15 protein-coding genes and 2 riboswitches are annotated in these 19,040 nt (G+C 43.3%); of the genes, 8 read left to right on the top strand and 7 right to left on the bottom strand.

Annotated features, from left to right (window positions below; translation table 11 throughout):
* Positions 1 to 293 precede the first annotated feature (293 nt).
* Positions 294 to 1,934 (bottom strand): phospholipase D family protein, encoded by a 1,641-nt coding sequence (locus ACT3S4_RS00755; RefSeq protein ID WP_201560059.1) that lies wholly within the window; start codon positions 1,932 to 1,934, stop codon positions 294 to 296.
* 596 nt (positions 1,935 to 2,530) lie between these two features.
* Between ACT3S4_RS00755 and ACT3S4_RS00750 the strand changes: the two genes are divergently transcribed.
* The 4 genes from ACT3S4_RS00750 to ACT3S4_RS00735 all read left to right on the top strand — a co-directional run bounded on the left by ACT3S4_RS00750 (position 2,531) and on the right by ACT3S4_RS00735 (position 6,779).
* Entirely contained in the window at positions 2,531 to 3,820 is a 1,290-nt protein-coding gene (locus tag ACT3S4_RS00750; protein ID WP_444760351.1) for an O-succinylhomoserine sulfhydrylase, read from the top strand.
* A 251-nt stretch (positions 3,821 to 4,071) separates the two neighbouring features.
* Positions 4,072 to 4,401 carry a YbaB/EbfC family nucleoid-associated protein gene (locus ACT3S4_RS00745; RefSeq protein ID WP_045445429.1) on the top strand — a complete coding sequence of 110 codons (330 nt, stop codon included), beginning with the start codon at positions 4,072 to 4,074 and terminating at the stop codon, positions 4,399 to 4,401.
* Positions 4,402 to 4,520: 119 nt separating this feature from the next.
* Positions 4,521 to 5,114 carry a recombination mediator RecR gene (gene recR / locus ACT3S4_RS00740; protein WP_238035459.1) on the top strand — a complete coding sequence of 198 codons (594 nt, stop codon included), beginning with the start codon at positions 4,521 to 4,523 and terminating at the stop codon, positions 5,112 to 5,114.
* A gap of 330 nt (positions 5,115 to 5,444) precedes the next feature.
* Positions 5,445 to 6,779 (top strand): ribonuclease D, encoded by a 1,335-nt coding sequence (locus tag ACT3S4_RS00735; RefSeq protein ID WP_444760193.1) that lies wholly within the window; start codon positions 5,445 to 5,447, stop codon positions 6,777 to 6,779.
* Positions 6,780 to 6,818: 39 nt separating this feature from the next.
* Here the strand turns inward: ACT3S4_RS00735 and ACT3S4_RS00730 are convergent, their stop codons facing one another.
* The 6 genes from ACT3S4_RS00730 to gcvT all read right to left on the bottom strand — a co-directional run bounded on the left by ACT3S4_RS00730 (position 6,819) and on the right by gcvT (position 14,229).
* Entirely contained in the window at positions 6,819 to 7,508 is a 690-nt protein-coding gene (locus ACT3S4_RS00730) for an esterase/lipase family protein (RefSeq protein ID WP_444760192.1), read from the bottom strand.
* A gap of 110 nt (positions 7,509 to 7,618) precedes the next feature.
* Positions 7,619 to 8,239 carry a hypothetical protein gene (locus ACT3S4_RS00725; protein WP_444760191.1) on the bottom strand — a complete coding sequence of 207 codons (621 nt, stop codon included), beginning with the start codon at positions 8,237 to 8,239 and terminating at the stop codon, positions 7,619 to 7,621.
* Positions 8,240 to 8,576: 337 nt separating this feature from the next.
* The gene (gcvP, locus tag ACT3S4_RS00720) at positions 8,577 to 11,474 is read right to left on the bottom strand and encodes an aminomethyl-transferring glycine dehydrogenase (protein ID WP_444760190.1); all 2,898 of its coding nucleotides are present in this window, start codon (positions 11,472 to 11,474) and stop codon (positions 8,577 to 8,579) included.
* A 76-nt stretch (positions 11,475 to 11,550) separates the two neighbouring features.
* Positions 11,551 to 12,333 carry a nitroreductase family protein gene (locus ACT3S4_RS00715; RefSeq protein ID WP_426243190.1) on the bottom strand — a complete coding sequence of 261 codons (783 nt, stop codon included), beginning with the start codon at positions 12,331 to 12,333 and terminating at the stop codon, positions 11,551 to 11,553.
* A gap of 258 nt (positions 12,334 to 12,591) precedes the next feature.
* Positions 12,592 to 12,972 carry a glycine cleavage system protein GcvH gene (gcvH, locus tag ACT3S4_RS00710; RefSeq protein ID WP_011280078.1) on the bottom strand — a complete coding sequence of 127 codons (381 nt, stop codon included), beginning with the start codon at positions 12,970 to 12,972 and terminating at the stop codon, positions 12,592 to 12,594.
* Positions 12,973 to 13,041: 69 nt separating this feature from the next.
* A complete protein-coding gene (gcvT, locus tag ACT3S4_RS00705) occupies positions 13,042 to 14,229 on the bottom strand; it encodes a glycine cleavage system aminomethyltransferase GcvT (protein ID WP_444760189.1) in 1,188 nt (395 codons plus the stop codon).
* 188 nt (positions 14,230 to 14,417) lie between these two features.
* Positions 14,418 to 14,577: riboswitch (glycine riboswitch) on the bottom strand.
* A 54-nt stretch (positions 14,578 to 14,631) separates the two neighbouring features.
* Positions 14,632 to 14,769, bottom strand: a riboswitch (glycine riboswitch).
* A gap of 235 nt (positions 14,770 to 15,004) precedes the next feature.
* Here gcvT and ACT3S4_RS00700 point away from each other — a divergent pair.
* The 4 genes from ACT3S4_RS00700 to ACT3S4_RS00685 all read left to right on the top strand — a co-directional run bounded on the left by ACT3S4_RS00700 (position 15,005) and on the right by ACT3S4_RS00685 (position 18,818).
* Positions 15,005 to 15,325 (top strand): YcgL domain-containing protein, encoded by a 321-nt coding sequence (locus ACT3S4_RS00700; protein WP_045451381.1) that lies wholly within the window; start codon positions 15,005 to 15,007, stop codon positions 15,323 to 15,325.
* Between the two features lie 307 nt (positions 15,326 to 15,632).
* A complete protein-coding gene (locus ACT3S4_RS00695) occupies positions 15,633 to 16,274 on the top strand; it encodes a hypothetical protein (RefSeq protein WP_444760188.1) in 642 nt (213 codons plus the stop codon).
* Positions 16,275 to 16,644: 370 nt separating this feature from the next.
* Entirely contained in the window at positions 16,645 to 17,508 is an 864-nt protein-coding gene (locus tag ACT3S4_RS00690; protein ID WP_444760187.1) for an AAA family ATPase, read from the top strand.
* Positions 17,509 to 17,594: 86 nt separating this feature from the next.
* On the top strand, positions 17,595 to 18,818 hold the full coding sequence (locus ACT3S4_RS00685; protein ID WP_201560053.1) for a vWA domain-containing protein: 1,224 nt from the start codon (positions 17,595 to 17,597) through the stop codon (positions 18,816 to 18,818).
* Positions 18,819 to 19,040 lie beyond the last annotated feature (222 nt).

Below are 19,040 nucleotides of genomic sequence, written 5' to 3'. Positions count from 1 at the left end.
ACCGGCTATAATAAAAAACGACAAATCAATATGAAAAATAATGATTTGTCGAAAAAATAAAGACGTTTGAGCTAAAAGTTATTGGGCAACAAGCCTCGGAGTTAAAAGCACTTGAATGAAAAGCACTTGAATGAAAAGCACTTGAATGAAAAGCACTTGAATGAAAAGTGCTTAAATGAAAAGCACTCCAACTAAAAAGTGCTCAAACTAAAAAAATTGGGCAAAAGAATCACTCAATAGCGCTGTTATTATGTAAATATGACTAGGTTTTAAAGTGCTTTTGATGGTGGCAGCTATAGCAACCAATCAATAGGTAGCCATGACATGATGGTCAGCCAGACATGATCGCTGATATCGACGCGTGGCTCTGAATCATAAACCACTTTTTTATCGTCTTCCATAGTATGCCACTGTAGCTTACCATTATCTGATAGTTTGACTTCATAAGCTTGGTTTAGCAGGTCATCGCTCAGCGCACCATGCAATTGTTTTGCCAGCTCATCATCATTGATGATCACACCCATCTCTGTATTGATATTGGCAGAGCGAGGGTCGACATTATAGGAGCCAATGAACACTTGATAGTCATCAACGGCAAACGTTTTTGCATGTAAACTGGTTGAGGATTGACTACGAGCTTTCCAAAGCTTGTTTTCGCGTTTTTCCTCAGAGGCGGTGGATTTTAGCTCGTAGATTTTGACACCGGCGCGCAGCAAGTTAGGTCGCCATTGACTATAGCCAGAATGCACAGCAGTCACGTCGGTCGCATCAAATGAATTGGTCAAAATCTTAATCTCGATACCAGCGTCAGCCAATTGCACTAAAGTACTGACACCATCTTTGGTGGGTACAAAATAAGAAGAAATGATGGTTAGCTTTTTGGTTGGGCTGCCTAATAAGGTACGCAATTGATGCACCAAATTGGTATCTGCTGGTACCGTTTTGGTCAGCTTGCCTACATCATCACTCAAAAACTGCATGTCTGTCCAGCGAAAAGGCACGCGTTTGTTGACCAAGTCACTGTCTATCGTTGACTCTTCTAGCGCTTCTTTATATACCGTCAAATGATTGTCGCTACCTTTTTCATCCTGACCGAGCTTGTCCAGTGCCGCTAGGAAATCAGGCGCTGTACTGTTGTCAGGCTTCACTAGCGTTTCGATGTCAAATGACAAAGGCGATGACCAATAGCTTGAAAAACTGTTGTCAATATCTGCGACGACTTTACCGATGAGTAAAACATCCAAATCCGCAAATTGACTATTTTGGTCATTGCTTAAATATTCATTGCCAATATTACGTCCCCCAATAATGGTAATCTGCTTATCAAAAGTCATGCTTTTATTGTGCATGCGGCGATTGATACGTGGCAGACCTGTGACGTAGTTTAATGTTTGAAACTTACGGTGCATCAGCGGATTGATGATTCGTACCGCAATATTCGGGTGACTGGAAAAACGTAATAAATGCTGATCGAAGGTGGCATCATTATTAAAATCATCTAATAATAAACGTACAATGATGCCGCGTTCAGCCGCTTCCCACAGATCTTTCAGTAATAGCTGACCAGCTTGGTCATTATGCCAAATATAATACTGCGCATCGATATTACGTGTGGACATGTCCGTTAATATACTGCGAGAAGCAAAAGCATTGGCACCAGTTACAATGGGGTGATAGCCGGATAAATCTGGGTGAATATCATTCTGTTCACTAATCGATGCTACCAAATCAACGTCATTGGTTGCTACTGTGTCACTGCGTCCAGTTTCTTGATTGTCTTCTTGTTGATATAAGTCATGTACTCGTGCTGATAATGCTTGGCTCTCAGGTAAGTGCGGCTGTTTTGGCAAAACCTGACATCCACTAAGACCTAAGGTTAGTCCGAGTGTTAGACTCAACGATAAGTTGCTTGGTTCTATACTGAACATCGACATAAATGAATTACCTTAGTGAGCCTTACATAAAGAAGTATTTGTTAGAAAGTAAGCGTGAGGGCATGTCCTCATTTTTAGCCCATTAAAAAGACTATCAATTGAATGAAGGACATGCGCTAGTGCATCGTTTATTTTACCGATGATAGCACTGATTACGAAGCGTATAACAATATCGCCCAAGGCAAAAATTAAATCGCCGCTAAGCTTATCAGCTGTCGTCATCTATGCCTATTATAAATACGTTATTTTTGTTAGATTCAGCGACTTATCCAGTCATTATTTACTTATCGTTTAGATATGCTCTCTCTTTCATCTATTGTTAAGAAAGAGGTATAGTCAATCCTATATAAACCAGATACGGTGTCAGGCTCGCTTAGCCTACTATTTGTAGTACTTTCGCTTGCCTTCCTTGTATCTAAATTATATTGAACCGACTATAGATGTGTATTCAAAAATAATGTTTAGCCATCGCTTGAAACCAGCTGTGTGGAATAAGTTGACATGATATGATAACGCTGATGCATTCGGTCGATAATCAGAAGAATAAGCAGTCATTTTATATCAATCAAAATACCAATCAAAGCAACGGAATATTTATGAGTCAGTCGCAAGCCCATGATGATAAAAATGTAGATAAATTAGATCCAAACTGGCGCAGTGACGCGCTCAATTTAGATCTCGATTATGGTATGCAAACCATTGCTGTACGGGCAGGGCAACATCGTACCGATGAGGGTGAGCACTCAGAGGCTATCTTTACTACCAGCTCGTACGTTTATACCTCAGCGGCAGATGCCGCGGCACATTTTAATGGAGACAAGACGGGCAACGTTTACTCACGCCACACCAATCCAAGTGTGCGTACCTTTGAGCGTCGTTTAGCAGCGCTTGAAAACGGTGAGCGTGCAGTGGCGACAGCCTCTGGCATGGGCGCGATTTTGACTATGTGCTTGGCATATCTGAAAGCAGGCGATCATTTGCTTGCTGCCAATCAATTATTCGGCTCATCGATTGGTCTATTTAATAATTATATGGCAAAGTTCGGTGTGGAAGTCAGCTACGTTGATTGCTTCGATAATGATGCGTGGGCAAACGCCGTTCAACCAAACACCAAAGTCATTTATTGCGAAAGCCCTAGCAATCCATTGGCACAGATTTGTGATATCGGCTATTTAAGCCAGCTGTGTAAAGCCAATGATATTCTACTCGTTGTGGATAATTGTTTTGCTACCCCAGCTTTGCAGCGTCCGCTTGATTTGGGTGCAGATGTGGTGATTCATTCTGCAACTAAGTATCTAGACGGTCAGGGTCGAGTACTTGGCGGCGCATTGGTCGGCAGTGATAAGCTTATGCAAGAGGCGTTTACTGTGGTACGTTCAGGCGGTATCAGTATGAGTCCGTTTAATGCTTGGGTATTTACCAAAGGGTTAGAGACGCTGAAACTGCGTATGCAAGCGCATTGTCAAAATGCCAATCAAGTGGCAGAGTTTTTGGTTAATCATCCCAATGTTAGTGCCGTACATTTCTCAGGTTTGAGTGATCATCCCGCTCATGAGCTGGCGACGCGTCAACATCATATGACAGGTGGTTATGGTGCTATCATGGGTTTTGAGGTAAAGGCTTCAGATGACACTGATTCAAATAGTCGTGATTCGAAATCTGCGGCTTGGCATGTCATTGATTCCACTCAAATGGTTTCTATTACTAATAATTTAGGTGATGCTAAAACCACCATTACTCATCCTGCAACAACGACCCATTTTCGCTTGAGTGCAAAAGAGCGCGTAGAAGCGGGCGTCAAAGATGGCCTTATTCGTTTGTCGGTCGGTTTAGAAGATGTAGAAGATATCATCAAAGATTTGGCACGTGGTTTAGACAGTTTGTAAAGATAGCGGTATAATCACGGTTAGCACTTTATATTAGGGCGTGTCCTCATTTCAAAAATGGTGATAAAAATGAGATAAATTGCCGTCAAACGAGGAAAATAGCGCAGATAATATCGGGATATTAACCAGCTATTTAACGATGTTTGGCAAAATTTAGCCATTTTTAGCCCGTTTAGATATGATCAATTGAATTGAGGACACGCCCTAGTAAAATATCAATCATTTATGATTAAAAAACAAAAGAGGCAACTATGAATATTCAAGCATTAATGCAACAAGCACAAACGATGCAAAAGAAAGTCGAAGCAAACGTTGAAAACGCTAAAAAAGAGCTGGCGAATAAAGAAGTGCAAGCTGAAGCGGGCAGTGGTCTGGTAAAAGTTACCATGACGGGTCGCCATGTGGTTAAGCGTTTAACCATCGATCCAAGCTTGCTTGAAGATGAGCCAGATATGATCGAAGATCTTATCGCTGCTGCTATCAATGACGCCGTTCGTCAAGCAGATGCGCTATACGAAGAAACCATGGCTGGCGCGACCTCAGGCATGGGTCTACCACCAGGTATGCAAGGTATGTTCTAAGTCATTATTTTTTAAGCCAAACACGACATATTAAAGACAAAATGGGGTTGTTATCGACATGATACGACCCCATTTTCATAGCTACGATTTATAAATTAAGTTAAATAAAGGAAGATGCTTTGCTGACAGCCAAATTTGATCAGCTGGTTAAACAGCTGCGTATTTTGCCGGGTGTGGGTCAAAAAAGTGCCCAACGTATGGCACTGCATTTGCTTACCAAAAAACGCCCACAAGGCATGGCACTCGCCCAAGCACTTGATGAGGCGATGCGCGATATCGTCGAATGCCAGCGTTGTCACAGCTTCAGTGATGATCACATCTGTCCGCTGTGCCAAGATCCGCGCCGTGATGATGCCTTGCTATGTGTGGTTGAGACCGCAGCAGACGTGATGGCTATCGAACAAACCGCAGGCTACCGTGGCCGCTACTTTGTGTTAGGTGGTCATTTATCACCGATTGATGGCATTAGCGCTGATGATTTGAATATTGAACAACTGGTCTGGCGGGTCAAGCAAGAGCCTGTTGAAGAGTTGATATTGGCGACTGGTACGACTGTCGAAGGGCAGACCACCGCGCACTTTATCAGTGCAGCGGTTAGTCGTCATGTTAATAAGGTCACGCGTTTGGCACAAGGTGTGCCAATGGGCGGCGAGCTTGAATATCTTGATAGCATGACCCTTGGACAAGCGATACAAAATCGTTCATTTTTATAGCACACTGACATTTTTTCTATAACTTCTTTATAAAAACCAAGTCTTGTCCATTTTATTTCATGAAATTGTTATAATTGATTCACTAGGGCGTGTCCTCAATTCAATCGATAGTTATCTAAATGGGTTAAAAATGGCTAAATCTTGCCAAACGGCGTCAAATAGCTGACTAATATCTCGATATTATCTGCGCTATTTTCCTTGTTTAACTGCAATTTATCTCATTTTTATCACCATTTTTAAAATGAGGACACGCCCTAGTATTCTATTATTTACTTTTATTGAGACGCCCTTTAGCGTTTTATTTTCTCCTATTTATGCAGGTATCTGCCCGTGTCCAACCATGCTCCAACAGCTTCAACTGCTGCCATCCAATCAAACCTTGTAGACAACATTAACGTTGCTGCTTCTGATGATTTATTAGCACCATCAATCAGTTCTAAAATAGAGTCAGCAGATCTACCGTCAGAGCCAGATATTGATGCGCTGCTAGATAGTGCCGACGAAGTTGCTGTCACGTGGGTGCGTGAGCAAAATGGTTTGGCTGAAGTGATCGATGCATTGGCAACTTGTGGTCGGGTGGCGTTAGATACTGAGTTTATCAAACGTGATACTTATTATCCGCGCTTGGCATTGGTGCAGTTAAATGTGGGTGATCATATTTATTTGCTAGACGCCCCGCAACTGCAATTGGCTGAGCTGTGGCAAGCGCTGATGAAAGTGGATGTGGCGATTTGGCATGCCTGTGGTGAGGATTTGGGTATTTTTTACTTATTATCTGGCTGTCCGCCATTGACCAATATATTTGATACGCAAATTGCGTTGTCTTACTTAACGGGTCAATTGCAAATGGGCTATCAACAAGCGCTTGACGACCAGCTAGACATGCACATTGATAAAGAACAAAGCCAGTCGGACTGGCTGCAACGTCCATTATCAGACGAGCAAGAGCAGTATGCGATTGATGACGTACGCTTTTTGCCAGCACTCTATTTAAGTCTTGAATATGCGTTAAAAAAGCAAGGTTTGTACGATTATGTATGGGCAGATTGCCAGCTTTATGCCAGTGATTTGTGTGATGCTCAGCATGTTGAAGACAGCGCAATGTACCTAACAATGGCAGATTATCGTTATACTTCACAGCAGATGGCGATACTGCAGGCGGTTGCGACGTGGCGCGAGGAGCTGGCGCGTTCGACCAATCAGCCACGTACGTTTGTGATTAAAAAACAAGCAGTACGTGAGATCATCACTGAAAGACCAAGTAATATGCGAGAGCTTGCGCACAAAACCACGATGCACCGCAGTATGTTACGCTTATACGGCGAAGAGCTGCTAAAAGTGATAAATCAAGCAAAAAACCTGCACCCTGCTGAATTTCCTGATTGCCTATTACCGCCGTATCGCTCAAAAAATAAAGTACTGTCAAAAGCAGTGCAGCAAGCGATTGATGAGCATGCACGTACTATAGGCGTTCCTGCTAGTGTATTGATGCGTAAAAAATGGCTAGGGCAGTTATATGAAGTCATTGCCTTTGATAAGGAATTAAGTGAATTGCCAGAGGGCTTAAAAGGTTGGCGGAATGACTGGGTCATGAACACCCTGATTCCAGTCATCAAAAAACATAAAACTGAGTTGCAGCAGGGTATGGGGATCAATGTTCGATAAGCCATAAGATTCTATCATTGATAAAAGATGATGCTTTTCTCAAGACGTAAGCTTGTTATGCTCGAATTGTCCATGTTGTAAAAAGTACTTGGTTTGCGCGGCCACGGTTTTATCGACCAGCATCCCAGTATGCGACACTGGTAATACGATATGATCCGTGGCTGCTTCTATTTTGGTTTCTGCTACATATACGGTGCCATCATGTAGCAGATGTTCTACTGATGGCATATTATCTGCTCGACGCAATTTTCGATTATGATACTGTAAAAACAGCTGACCCAAACCGTAGGGGCGATTACCCGCAATCACACCTAAGGTAATATGCTCCGGTAAGGGTGCGACCGTTCCATCTAGCGCATCGATGTAGGAGCGCCCCACCACAGCTGGGGTCAAGCGCCAAATGTAGTCAGCACATACACTGCCTACATGCGGTGTTCCAAGCGTTACGCAGCGTCCGATTTGCCACTGCGGATATGCAGTGACAAAATCACGAATAATCAGACCGCCCAAACTATGACCGACCAAATCTATCGGTTGGTCAGGGTGATGATGGTTTTCTAGCCAGCTATTTAGGCGGGCACTATTGGTTTTGATACCGTCACGCATACTACGATAACCGAATTGATGAGTATCAAATCCTTTTGCTTGCAAGCGTTTGGCCAGTGGTCGCATGATCCAAGCGGTTTGGTGCAGACCATGGATGAGAATGACGCAGTTTTTTTGTGGCATGGCATTTTCCAACAAAGTAAAAATAGTTTTGGTAACATATGAAAAAGAAGGCTAAAAACGTGAAGAACCAGTCTTTATAACTCATATAATCTATGTATATTAAATCTAGCTCAAGTTTGACGCATTTTACGGAGTTCTATTCCCAACCTTATATGGCAATATATAATAAGGATAATTGAGCAAACCACTGCCCAACCTAGAAAGCTTAGTAAGTACTTATCCCAATGTTTATAGATAACAAGTTGGTAGTTGTGATTCAGCTTTCTGTTTTCTGCAATTTCTTGATTTTCTAAGTAATCTATAAAAGCGCCACTATCATCATATCCAAAGCAGTTTTGTTTCCACCATTCATTAGAATGCTGAGTTTTCCAAATTACTTCTCCATAACTACCATATAATTGAGCTTTGCACAGCTTTTTTTGGAAGTTGTTACTAACTGCGCTAGGACTTCTGTTAAAAACGAATACTCCTAATATATTAGCAGTAGTAATAGGTTGGTCATCAAATAATACAGTCTTCTGATCAAGTAGGTTTACTTTAACAATTTGGCAGATTGCTATTTCATCAGGTCGTTTTTTTTCACAGCTGATGTTTAACTTATAGTCATTAAAATAGATACTGATAACTGTGGCTAGAGCAGCAAAAAACATGATGCCTGCTATGAGTATGACACCTTCAAGCTGAATGGGCTCGTGATTAGACACTGTCGTATTTTTATTTGCACGAGTCATTTTAGCTATTCCACATAAGATTAAATGAGAAGATCATTATAAAGCGTTTGCTTATAGACACAATTATGATTTTAACTAACTATAGTCGATTAAATTTAAAAAGAATTAAGTGCTGCTGAGATAAGTTTTACGTAGCATCTACAGTGACGAAGTCGCACAGCAAGCAAGGAAAATATGTATTAGTAGCAGGCTATTCTGATCATATTTTGTTTTATTTAGAGTTAACCATGCTAAGAGCATAACAAGTCAGATAAAGTACATACAAAATAAAAACCTCCAAATCAGCTGTTGACTTGGAGGTTTATTTTTATATCAACTGTTCATACTTATTTGAAAACTACATGTAGTTTTCGATACTTGGGCAAGAACACATGAGGTTCTTATCACCATAAGCGTCATCGACACGTGCTACGCTTGGCCAGAACTTATGGGCGCGGATATAAGGCAGTGGGAATGCTGCTGTGTCACGGCTGTATGGGTGCGTCCATTCGCTGTTGGTGACCATCGCAGCGGTATGCGGTGCGTTGACCAGTGGGTTGTCTTCTAACGTCCAACCCTCTTCGCCAGCTTTGGCTTTCATTGCTTCGGCTTTGATAGATTTTAGGGCACTGATGAAACGATCTAATTCTTCTTTAGATTCAGACTCAGTTGGTTCAATCATCAAGGTACCCGCAACTGGGAAACTCATCGTTGGTGAGTGGAAACCGTAATCCATCAAGCGCTTAGCAATATCGCTTTCACTGATGCCCGTCTCTTCTTTCAACGGACGAATATCGATGATACATTCGTGAGCAACGCGACCATTTTTGCCCGTATAAAGGACAGGGTAGTGGTCTTTTAATTGAGCAGCGACATAATTAGCATTTAATAGCGCAAGCTCAGTGGCTTTTAGCAGACCATCACGACCCATCATGGCAATGTACATCCATGAAATTGGTAAAATACTTGCTGAACCATAAGGGGCTGCCGATACGGCCGAGCAGTCTTTTTGCGCATTATGCACAGGGCTCAATGTATGATTGGCCATAAAGGGTGCTAAATGCGACTTCATGCCGATAGGGCCCATGCCTGGACCGCCGCCGCCATGCGGGATGCAGAAGGTTTTATGCAAGTTCATGTGTAGTACATCAGCGCCAACGTCAGCCGGTTGCATCATGCCAACCTGTGCATTCATATTGGCACCATCCATATAAACTTGACCGCCATGATTATGGATAAGATCACAGATCTTACGGATGCCTTCTTCAAACACGCCATGCGTCGATGGATAAGTAATCATCAATGCACCTAGATTGGCGCTGTTTTCTTCACACTTAGCAGTTAGATCATCGATGTCAACGTTACCATTGTCATCAGTTTTAACCACGATTACTTTCATACCCATCATCATAGCTGTCGCAGGGTTGGTACCGTGCGCTGACTGAGGGATTAAACAAACATCACGGTCAGTTTCACCCAATGATTCGTGATAACGGCGAATCGCTAGCAGACCAGCATATTCACCTGAAGCGCCAGAGTTTGGCTGCATAGACACATCATCAAAACCAGTAATGGCTTTCAGCTGGTCTTGCAAGCTATCAATCATGGCAACGTAGCCTGTGACTTGGTCACGTGGTGCAAAAGGATGCACATTAGCAAATTCGGGCCAAGTAATCGGTAGCATCTCACTGGTGGCATTCAGTTTCATGGTACAGCTACCCAATGAAATCATGCTGCGGTTCATTGCTAAATCTTTGTCTTCAAGTGATTTTAAATAACGCAGCATTTCGTGTTCAGTATGATGCGAGTTAAATACTGGATGCGATAAAATAGCATCGGTACGCAAGTGTGCACTATCAAGAGAAACGCGAGCGTCTTCTGGTAGGTCATGTGCTTTACTGACAAACAGTTGAGTTAATACATTAAAGTCATGCTGATCGCTGGTTTCACTAAACGCGACGCTTAATTTGGTTTCACTAAGACGCCATAAGTTATAGCCTACATTGTCAGCATTTTCGAAAATTTGAGTGGCCAGTTTTTCTGAGCCACAATCAACGACGACGCTGTCAAAGAACTGATCATGTACCACGTTTAAATTGCTGTCATTAGCATTTTTAATGACATCAGCAAAGGCAGTGGCAAACGCGTGAATACGAGTTGCAATACGCTTCACGCCACCTGGACCATGATAAACGGCATACATACCGGCTAGGTTGGCGAGCAATACTTGTGAGGTACAGATGTTTGAGTTGGCTTTTTCGCGGCGGATATGCTGCTCACGAGTTTGTAGTGCCATACGTAGGGCAGTATTGCCTTGTGAATCTTTAGAGACGCCGATGATACGACCAGGCGCTGAGCGCTTGGCTTTGTCAGAGAAGGCAAAGTAAGCAGCATGTGGACCACCAAAGCCCATTGGGATACCAAAACGCTGCGTGCTACCTAAAGCGACGTCTGCGCCCATATCTGCTGGTGATTTTAATAATACCAAGCTCATGATGTCACTGACGACACTCACATAAGTTTTATTTTTCTTCACAGCAGTAATGACGTCGGTTAAGTCTTTTACGTCGCCTTCAACACCGACATATTGGAATAGCGCACCAAAATAATCGCCTGATTTAGCCAGTTCGAAATCACCAACCACCACTTCCCAACCAAAGTACTTGGCACGGGTATTAATAACATCTAAGGTTTGTGGATAGATACGGTCATCAACAAAAAACTGCGTTGATTTGCTTTTGCTCACACGCTTTGACATTGCCATGGCTTCTGCGGCTGCGGTTGCTTCATCAAGCAATGACGCGCCAGCGAGCTCAAGACCAGTCAAATCAATACATACTTGCTGGAAGTTTAGCAAGGCTTCTAGACGACCTTGGGCAATCTCTGCCTGATAAGGCGTGTAAGCTGTGTACCAGCCTGGATTTTCAAGGACGTTACGCTGAATGACCGCAGGCATACGTACTGGCGAGTAGCCTTGTCCGATATAGCTCTTATTAACAGTGATGTCATCTGCCATGGTACGCAATTTGGCAAGCGCGGCATGTTCACTCATCGCCACTGGCAAGTCTAGCTCTTTATGCAAGCGCACTGGCTCAGGCACGGTATCGTTGATGAAGCTCGCCATGTCTTGATAACCAACGGCACTGAGCAGGTCAGCTTGCTTGGTCTCATTAGAGCCTAGATGACGATAGACAAATTCAGCTTCGTTGAATAAACCTTTAAAGGTATCAAACGTTGGGTTTTGCGAGATAGTCATGACAATCCTTGGTTAAGGGAGTAATAAAGGGATGGCTAAAATAACTAGTAATAATAACTAATGACGGTTTAAGATTTTATACGTAATGAACAAATTGCTTTTGGTCAAAGCGGAACTGGCTGTTGTAAACGCCATTATCAGCGCGCTCACCAGCACCAATCATCATAATGATATGTTGATCGTCGCTTAAATTTAATAAGCGCTTCATGGCAGGCTCATCAAAACCACCCATCGGACAGCTATCAAAGCCATGCGCGCGTAGTGCAAGCATTAGGTTTTCAGCCGCAAGGGCGGTATTGTTGGTTGCCCAGTTTTTGGTGTCTTCAAAAGTATAGTAAGGTGATTTAATCGGACCTTTTACCCGTCTGACCACTTGAGTCGCACCCCATTTAGCCGCTGATACCACATTGACAGGTCCTCGTAAGAAGTCCATGGCAACGACTTTGGTGTAGTAGTCTTTGACCTTTTTGGGTACTGGCTTATCAGGGTATTCGCGCAATATTTGCTTGGCATGGTCATGCCACACATCGGTGCGCGCAACGACTGCGATTAAACGCGCGGCGGTTTTCGCTGCATTTTGATTCATGCAGTTTTTCACCGCGCGTTTGCGCTTGTCCGCATCATCAATCACATAAAATTCCCACGGCTGTAGATTGCTAGAGTTTGGCGCAAGCATGGCCAAACGCAAACAGTCTGCTAACACATCATCAGGTATCTTTGTGTCGGTAAAGCGGCGGACTGAACGACGTGATTCAACCACCTCACGAAACGCTTGCAGCTGCGGTGTATTATCAGGCGTGGCAAATTTTTCTTGAGAACTTGCTTGAGCGTTTGCTTGATTATCAGTGTCAGGGGTCATATGAGAATCCATGCTGGAGATTAAGTGATCAACTTGGGGCAGTATTGAGTACGTCTCTTTAATAGCGCCTGACAAGTAGTTGATATGAATAAATCAGATAGCGATTGGACGCAATAAATTGAGCGATAAACATTCTAAGAAAAAGCGTACAGATATCAGCTGGCGCCAATATCTGTCATAACAAGTTGTGTTTTTTAAGGTTATAAGTAGCGGCATTTAAATAAAATACCGCTTTTAGGCGAGAGAGTGAAGCTGCTATTACAGCTCGTTTTCGTACTCATCAGCGGTTAGCAATGCTTCGTAGTCAGCGATGTTGTCAGGCTTCATTCTAAAGAACCAACCTTCGCCATATGGGTCAGAGTTGATGATTTCTGGATCGTCTTCTAGGGCTTCGTTGATCGCAACGACTTCACCTGAGATAGGCGCATAAACGTCGGAAGCCGCTTTTACTGATTCAACTACAGAGATTTCGTCATCAACAGCGATGATGTCGCCCACGTCTGGCAATTCAACGAATACCACGTCACCCAATAGGTCTTGAGCATGGTCAGTGATACCAACAGTGATAGTACCGTCGTCTTCTAAGCGTAACCACTCGTGGCTGGCGATGTATTTTAGTTCTGCTGGGATATTGCTCATGGTCTCTCTCCTAAGTAATAGAGGATGGTTAACAAAAATAGTGGACGTTAATAATAGGGTTTATAATGCCTACGAGTCAAACTGCTGTTTGCCATTACGGACAAACGGTAGCTTAAGAACACGCACATCAACGAACTTGCCTTTGCCGCGCAGATCGACCTGAACGCTATCATCATCTGATACGCTGGCAGGCACACGGGCAATCGCAATTGAATTTTTTAGACTAGGGGAGAATGTACCACTGGTGATAATGCCAGTTTGTTCATTGTCCGTGCCTTGATTGATGGTGACTGTCATGCCTTCACGCAATACGCCGCGCGTCGTCAATAGTAAGCCGACTTGTTTCATGGCGGTGTTATCATCTTTTGCTTGTTGGCGTTTACTGACTAAAGCGTCACGACCGACAAAATCACGATCGTCTTTTAACGCGAGTGTCCAGCCCATGTTGCACTCGTAAGGACTGACGTTGTCGTCCATGTCATGACCATAAAGGTTCATGCCAGCTTCCATACGCAAGGTATCACGCGCGCCAAGACCGGCAGGTTTAATGCCATTGGCTTTCAATTGCTCAAAAAACGCTGGTGCATCATCACCATGCATAATGACTTCGACGCCATCTTCACCAGTATAGCCAGTCCGAGCGACGAACCAATCTGTGCCTTCGATGTCTGTTAAATCAGCACCAACGAAAGGCTTAAGACCAGCTAAAGTATCTGCCCAGCTAGGTTTGGTTTGCGCGAGTTTTTCAACAGCGTTTGGTCCTTGCACGGCAATCATCGCAAGCTCTGGACGCTCGGTGATGCTGATGTCAAAACCTTCGGCGACTTTGTCAAATTGCGCCATGTCTTTATCACGAGTAGCAGCGTTTGAGACGATACGATATTCAGTAGCGTCTTCGTTCATCAAGTAAACGATTAAGTCATCGATGACGCCACCTTGCTCGTTGAGCATGCCAGAATATAGCGCTTTACCGACGGTTTTGAGTTTATCGACATCATTGGCCAGTAGCTTTTGTAGCCATGCTTTGGTATCGCTACCTGTGACATCCGCGACGACCATATGCGAGACATCAAACATACCAGCATCAGTACGTACCGCTTCGTGCTCTTCGATTTGCGAACCATAATGGATTGGTAATTCCCAACCAGAAAAATCCACCAGCTTGCCGTCACTATCAACGTGAGACTGATAAAGAGGTGTGCGTTTAGGGGCTGAAGTGTTGGCGCTTTGAGCAGTATTATCTTGAGTAGTGGTCATAACAAATCCTTATGTGAACATCAGCTGCATTCGATAACCAGTCGTAAAAACAAGTATCAAAGTATGAGGGCTGATGTGCCTTATCATAGTAGCGAGAAGCAATATTGCAAGGTGCAAACATTGCAACCAAGGGTAGCACAGAAAAATAGCGCAATCCGCCAAACAGACGCTGAACGTCGGTTTAAGCAAAAGCCCTATCTGTCCTGTAACCTGAGATTTTCAACACGAACCATCATTGCACGTTTTTAAAAGCATCAGCCTTAAAAAACCAAATTAAATGATGTCGCATTTTCTCCCCTTCGGTGGGTAAGGTGTCGTCCGTCCTTACCGCTCTCCAGATTTGTTATGCCTTATGTTTGGGTGTGCTACGCAATTGACGGTAGACAGCGAAACAGTCGTGACATGTGTTTTTCAGTCCTTTTACCTGAGCGATTGGCAGGGTGGATGCGCCTTCGGTGGTCAAGTAGCAATTATCAGCGCCAGCTCATTAATATGAACGCACTTAATATTGTGCTCAAGACTCTCTCCTGAAAAACGCTTTTATTATGAAAGGTTCAAGGCGCTTTTACAAGTCATCTACGCGATTAAAATGAATAATTTTGGCAAAAATGATTTTTTGTGAGAATAATCAATACCGTATCGATAAGTAAAGCGTTTTACGGTTGGTAGGCAGTAGTCAATTTAGCATGAATGCCTATTGCAAAACGTAAAGCGACTACTGATATTCACCCAAAATATGCTAATCTATGGCGATAGTTTCTGATAGGTCATTATTATGCATTGTGATATTTATAAATTCCCCAAACATAACGATATGTATGTCTATATTGCCCGTCCTGATTATCCTGACGATACCGATGAGATTAAAGATTGGCTTGGCGTATTACCAAAAGATTTCCGTGCCAGTTTAGGGCGCAGTAAATTTGTGATGCACTTGGACTTAGCCAATACACCGACACTTGCGCGCGTTGATAAAGCAGAGGTACTGGCAAAATTACAGTCGCAAGGGTATTTTGTACAAATGCCTCCGCAAGATGTGATGCGCCGCCAAGCGGAATTACGTGCGCGTGAAGCACAAGACAATATTTATGATTAATGGGTATTTTTGAAGCGAGTTTTTAATCAGCCTCTTTTGGCTATGTTGCATGACAGCCAGCAAGAAAAAGTTTACGACACATTTGCGCTCATGCATTTTGGTAGAAAGTCGTGATAAACTAGCAGGCTATATGAGTGACAAGACAAAAAATACGTGGCGAGGCAAAAGGTCGTGTTTCAAGTGCTTATGTCTTAAGGGCTTTTGAAGATAATGTATTCGATATTATGGTTCGTTGAAACAGCACATTGTCTATCGTTAAGCGCGTAAACGCGCTGCACAATTTATAAACGCAGGTAACTACACACGCATGGACTGGTTAAAAGGTATTATAAACAGCTTACCGCTGGAAGCCATTAGTGATATTCTCGGCGAAATTGCTATTTGGTGGGGACAGCTGGTAAAAGACGTGCCACCCGCAGACTTACCGATGTATGCGTATCTGGGTGGTGCCGTTATTGTGTTGGTATTGTGGTTGCTGGTCGCTCGTATGCTGCCGCGGCCGTTGGGCGGTATGAGTTGGATGATATTGTTTGCTGTGTTATTGGCACCAGGTACTGCCCTTGGCGATCCAAGTGTGATTGCCCCCGCTAGTATCGCCGTGGTTTATGCGATTATGATGAAGGACACGGCTGGCGCGATTACCAATATGCTGCCGATACTCGTCGTGTTAGTGGTCGGCTTGTTTGTAGGCTTCGTTTGGCAGCTTATTCGCGGTGCTTTTGAGTCAAGTCTAGACAAAGCGCGTAGTCGTACTGCAGAAGATACACAATCTACCATGCAGCTGACGACTGGTAATTATTTGACAGAAGGCACGACTTTAACCGATCAAGCCACTGTTGCTGAACCGTCTAATAAAACGCCTTTAGCGGCTAATTCTAAAGCAGACGTTAGCTTAAAAAAAGACAGCAGTTTAGCTAAAAAGCCTAATATGGAAAAGCTTGATAAGTAGTAAAGTAATATTAATAAAGTGCCATCAGTAAAGTGATATTAAAATTTCGCTAGCGATGATTGGCTCTGTGCTTTGGGTTTATTGTAGCTACATAAAAGACGCTATCAATAAAAATACTGTGAATGAAAAGCACCATAAAAAAGACACCATGCGTGTCTTTTTTTATGAAAAAACGTTTTATGACTGTGCCGACCAACCGTCAATAGGCGTTCAAGGTATCTATTATTTTTCAACAACTGCGAACGCATGAGTATTTTGGCAATCAATCATGCTGTGCTAATCTAAATGATTATTTATTTGCCATCAATTGCCTTTAATTCTTTTCTGGCTCTTGATAGCCCTAATCTATAACAATAACTGAGACTTGATTATGAGCACGACTGATAAAACGAAAAAAAGCTTTACTGGTACGCAAAATTATATTGCCACTGACGATTTGCAGTTGGCGGTCAACGCCGCGATGACGTTACAAAAACCATTATTGATTAAAGGCGAGCCGGGCACCGGTAAGACATTATTGGCGGAGGAGGTCGCTGAAAGCTTAGGGATGCCGCTGATTACGTGGCACATCAAGTCAACCACTAAAGCGGAGCAAGGGTTGTATGAGTACGATGCCGTATCGCGCTTGCGTGACTCGCAACTGGGTGATGATAAGGTGTATGAGATTGGCAACTATATCAAGCCCGGTAAGTTATGGGAGGCATTTACCAGTAACGAGCGCAGTGTGTTGCTGATTGATGAAATTGATAAAGCCGATATCGAGTTCCCAAATGACTTGCTTCATGAGCTCGATAAAATGTCTTTTTATGTTTATGAGACAGGTGAGACCATTACCGCGGCACAGCGTCCAGTGGTTATCATCACCTCGAACAATGAAAAAGAGCTGCCAGATGCCTTTTTGCGTCGTTGTTTTTTCCATTATATTGACTTCCCAGAAGAAGAAACCATGCGTCAAATCATTGACGTGCATTTCCCTGATATTCAAGAAAAGCTGGTCAACGATGCGCTCGATATTTTTTATAAGCTGCGCAATGTTCAAGGGCTTAAAAAGCCACCATCAACGTCTGAGCTGGTTGATTGGTTAACGCTCCTACTGGCTGATGATATGGCACAAGCAGAGCTGGAAGAAAATTTGCGTGGTGAAAAATCCATTCCACCGTTATATGGCGCACTGCTTAAAAATGAAGCCGATGTGAGCTTGTTGCAACGCTTTGCTAATATAATGCGCCGTTAAACGAAAGACTATTTTCAAAATGATGACACGCCCTAATAAAACGGCTTCACTTGTCACCATATCAGCCAATAAGCGATGCGACTCTTATGTTTATCAAATTGTTCTATACCTTACGTACTTATGGTGTGCCAGTCAGTACGCGTGAGCTGCTTGACCTAAATGCCGCGTTAGATCAAGGGCTGATGATGCAGCCGCATCCTGAAAATCCAGAGCTGTCTACCTTTGCCAGTCGTGAGGATATGTACCGACTGATTCGGCTTTGTATGGTCAAAGACGAGCGCCATTTTGATAAGTTTGACCGAGCAATGGCAGATTATTTTGAAGGCGTCGACAGCCTGGATATGGATGAGCTATTGGCTAAATTAACGGACATTCCTAAAGAGTGGCTTGACTTAAAATTAGATCCAAAAAACTTAACCGAAGAGCAGCGCCGACTGCTCAAAAAATACGGCTCGTTAGAGGAGCTAATGAAAGCGCTTGAAGAGCGTCTTAAAGAGCAAAAAGAGCGGCATCAAGGCGGTAGTAAGTGGGTTGGTACAGGCGGTACATCGCCATTTGGTGCCTATGGTGACCATCCAGAAGGCGTGCGCGTTGGCGGTGAATCGCGTAAACGTAGCGCGGCTAAAGTCTGGGAGCAGCGTAAATACCGCAACCTTGATGATGACAGTCAGCTTGGTACCCGTCAAATTCAAATGGCACTACGAAACTTGCGCCAGTTTGCCCGTACTGGTAGCGCCGATGAGCTAGACATTCATGAGACTATTAAACGCACGGCAAAAAAAGGCGTGCTCGATATCCATATGCAAGCTGAGCGTCGTAATCGCGTCAAAGTATTGATGCTGTTCGATGTGGGCGGCAGTATGGATGTCCATGTTGAAGCCTTAGAAAAGCTATTTTCAGCGGCTAGAAATGAATTTAAAACCTTAGAGTTTTTTTATTTTCATAACTGTTTGTATGACTATGTCTGGAAGGACAATAACCGTCGCCATAGTGCGCCGATGCCTACCTTTGAGCTGCTCAATAAATACGGTCGCGAATATCGCGTTATCTTCGTCGGTGATGCGTCAATGTCGCCATATGAGCTGATGACAGTTGGTGGCAGCGTTGAATATATGAACAATGAGGCGGGTACTGTTTGGCTTAAGCGGGTGCTCGCGCATTTCGATAAAGTCGCTTGGCTCAACCCTGAAGATCCAACATACTGGCAATATACCCAAACCATCGTTGAAATTAAGAAACTATTCGACAATAAAATGTATCCGATGACCTTACATGGGGTAGAAGAGATGACCAATTATCTAGCGCGTTAGTTTTGACGTTTGGATAAAGATACGCCCTAATTTATAAAACCTGTTAATCCACATATTTTTTGATAATAGCAGCCGTTATGACAGCATAGCGGCTGCTTTTTAGTCAAAAATAATCAGTTTTGCAGTCATACGGCATTGGTATAAGTAGCAAAATATGATAACATTCATTTTAAATGAATCTTATAGAAGCGTTTTGACTGGTTCGGCGAAAAATTTGATGAC

Source organism: Psychrobacter sp. AOP30-A2-5, from assembly GCF_052378115.1.
Lineage (GTDB): Bacteria > Pseudomonadota > Gammaproteobacteria > Pseudomonadales > Moraxellaceae > Psychrobacter.
The sequence above is the reverse complement of the archived record's forward strand: the minus strand, read 5'-3'. Positions and strand labels throughout refer to the sequence as shown.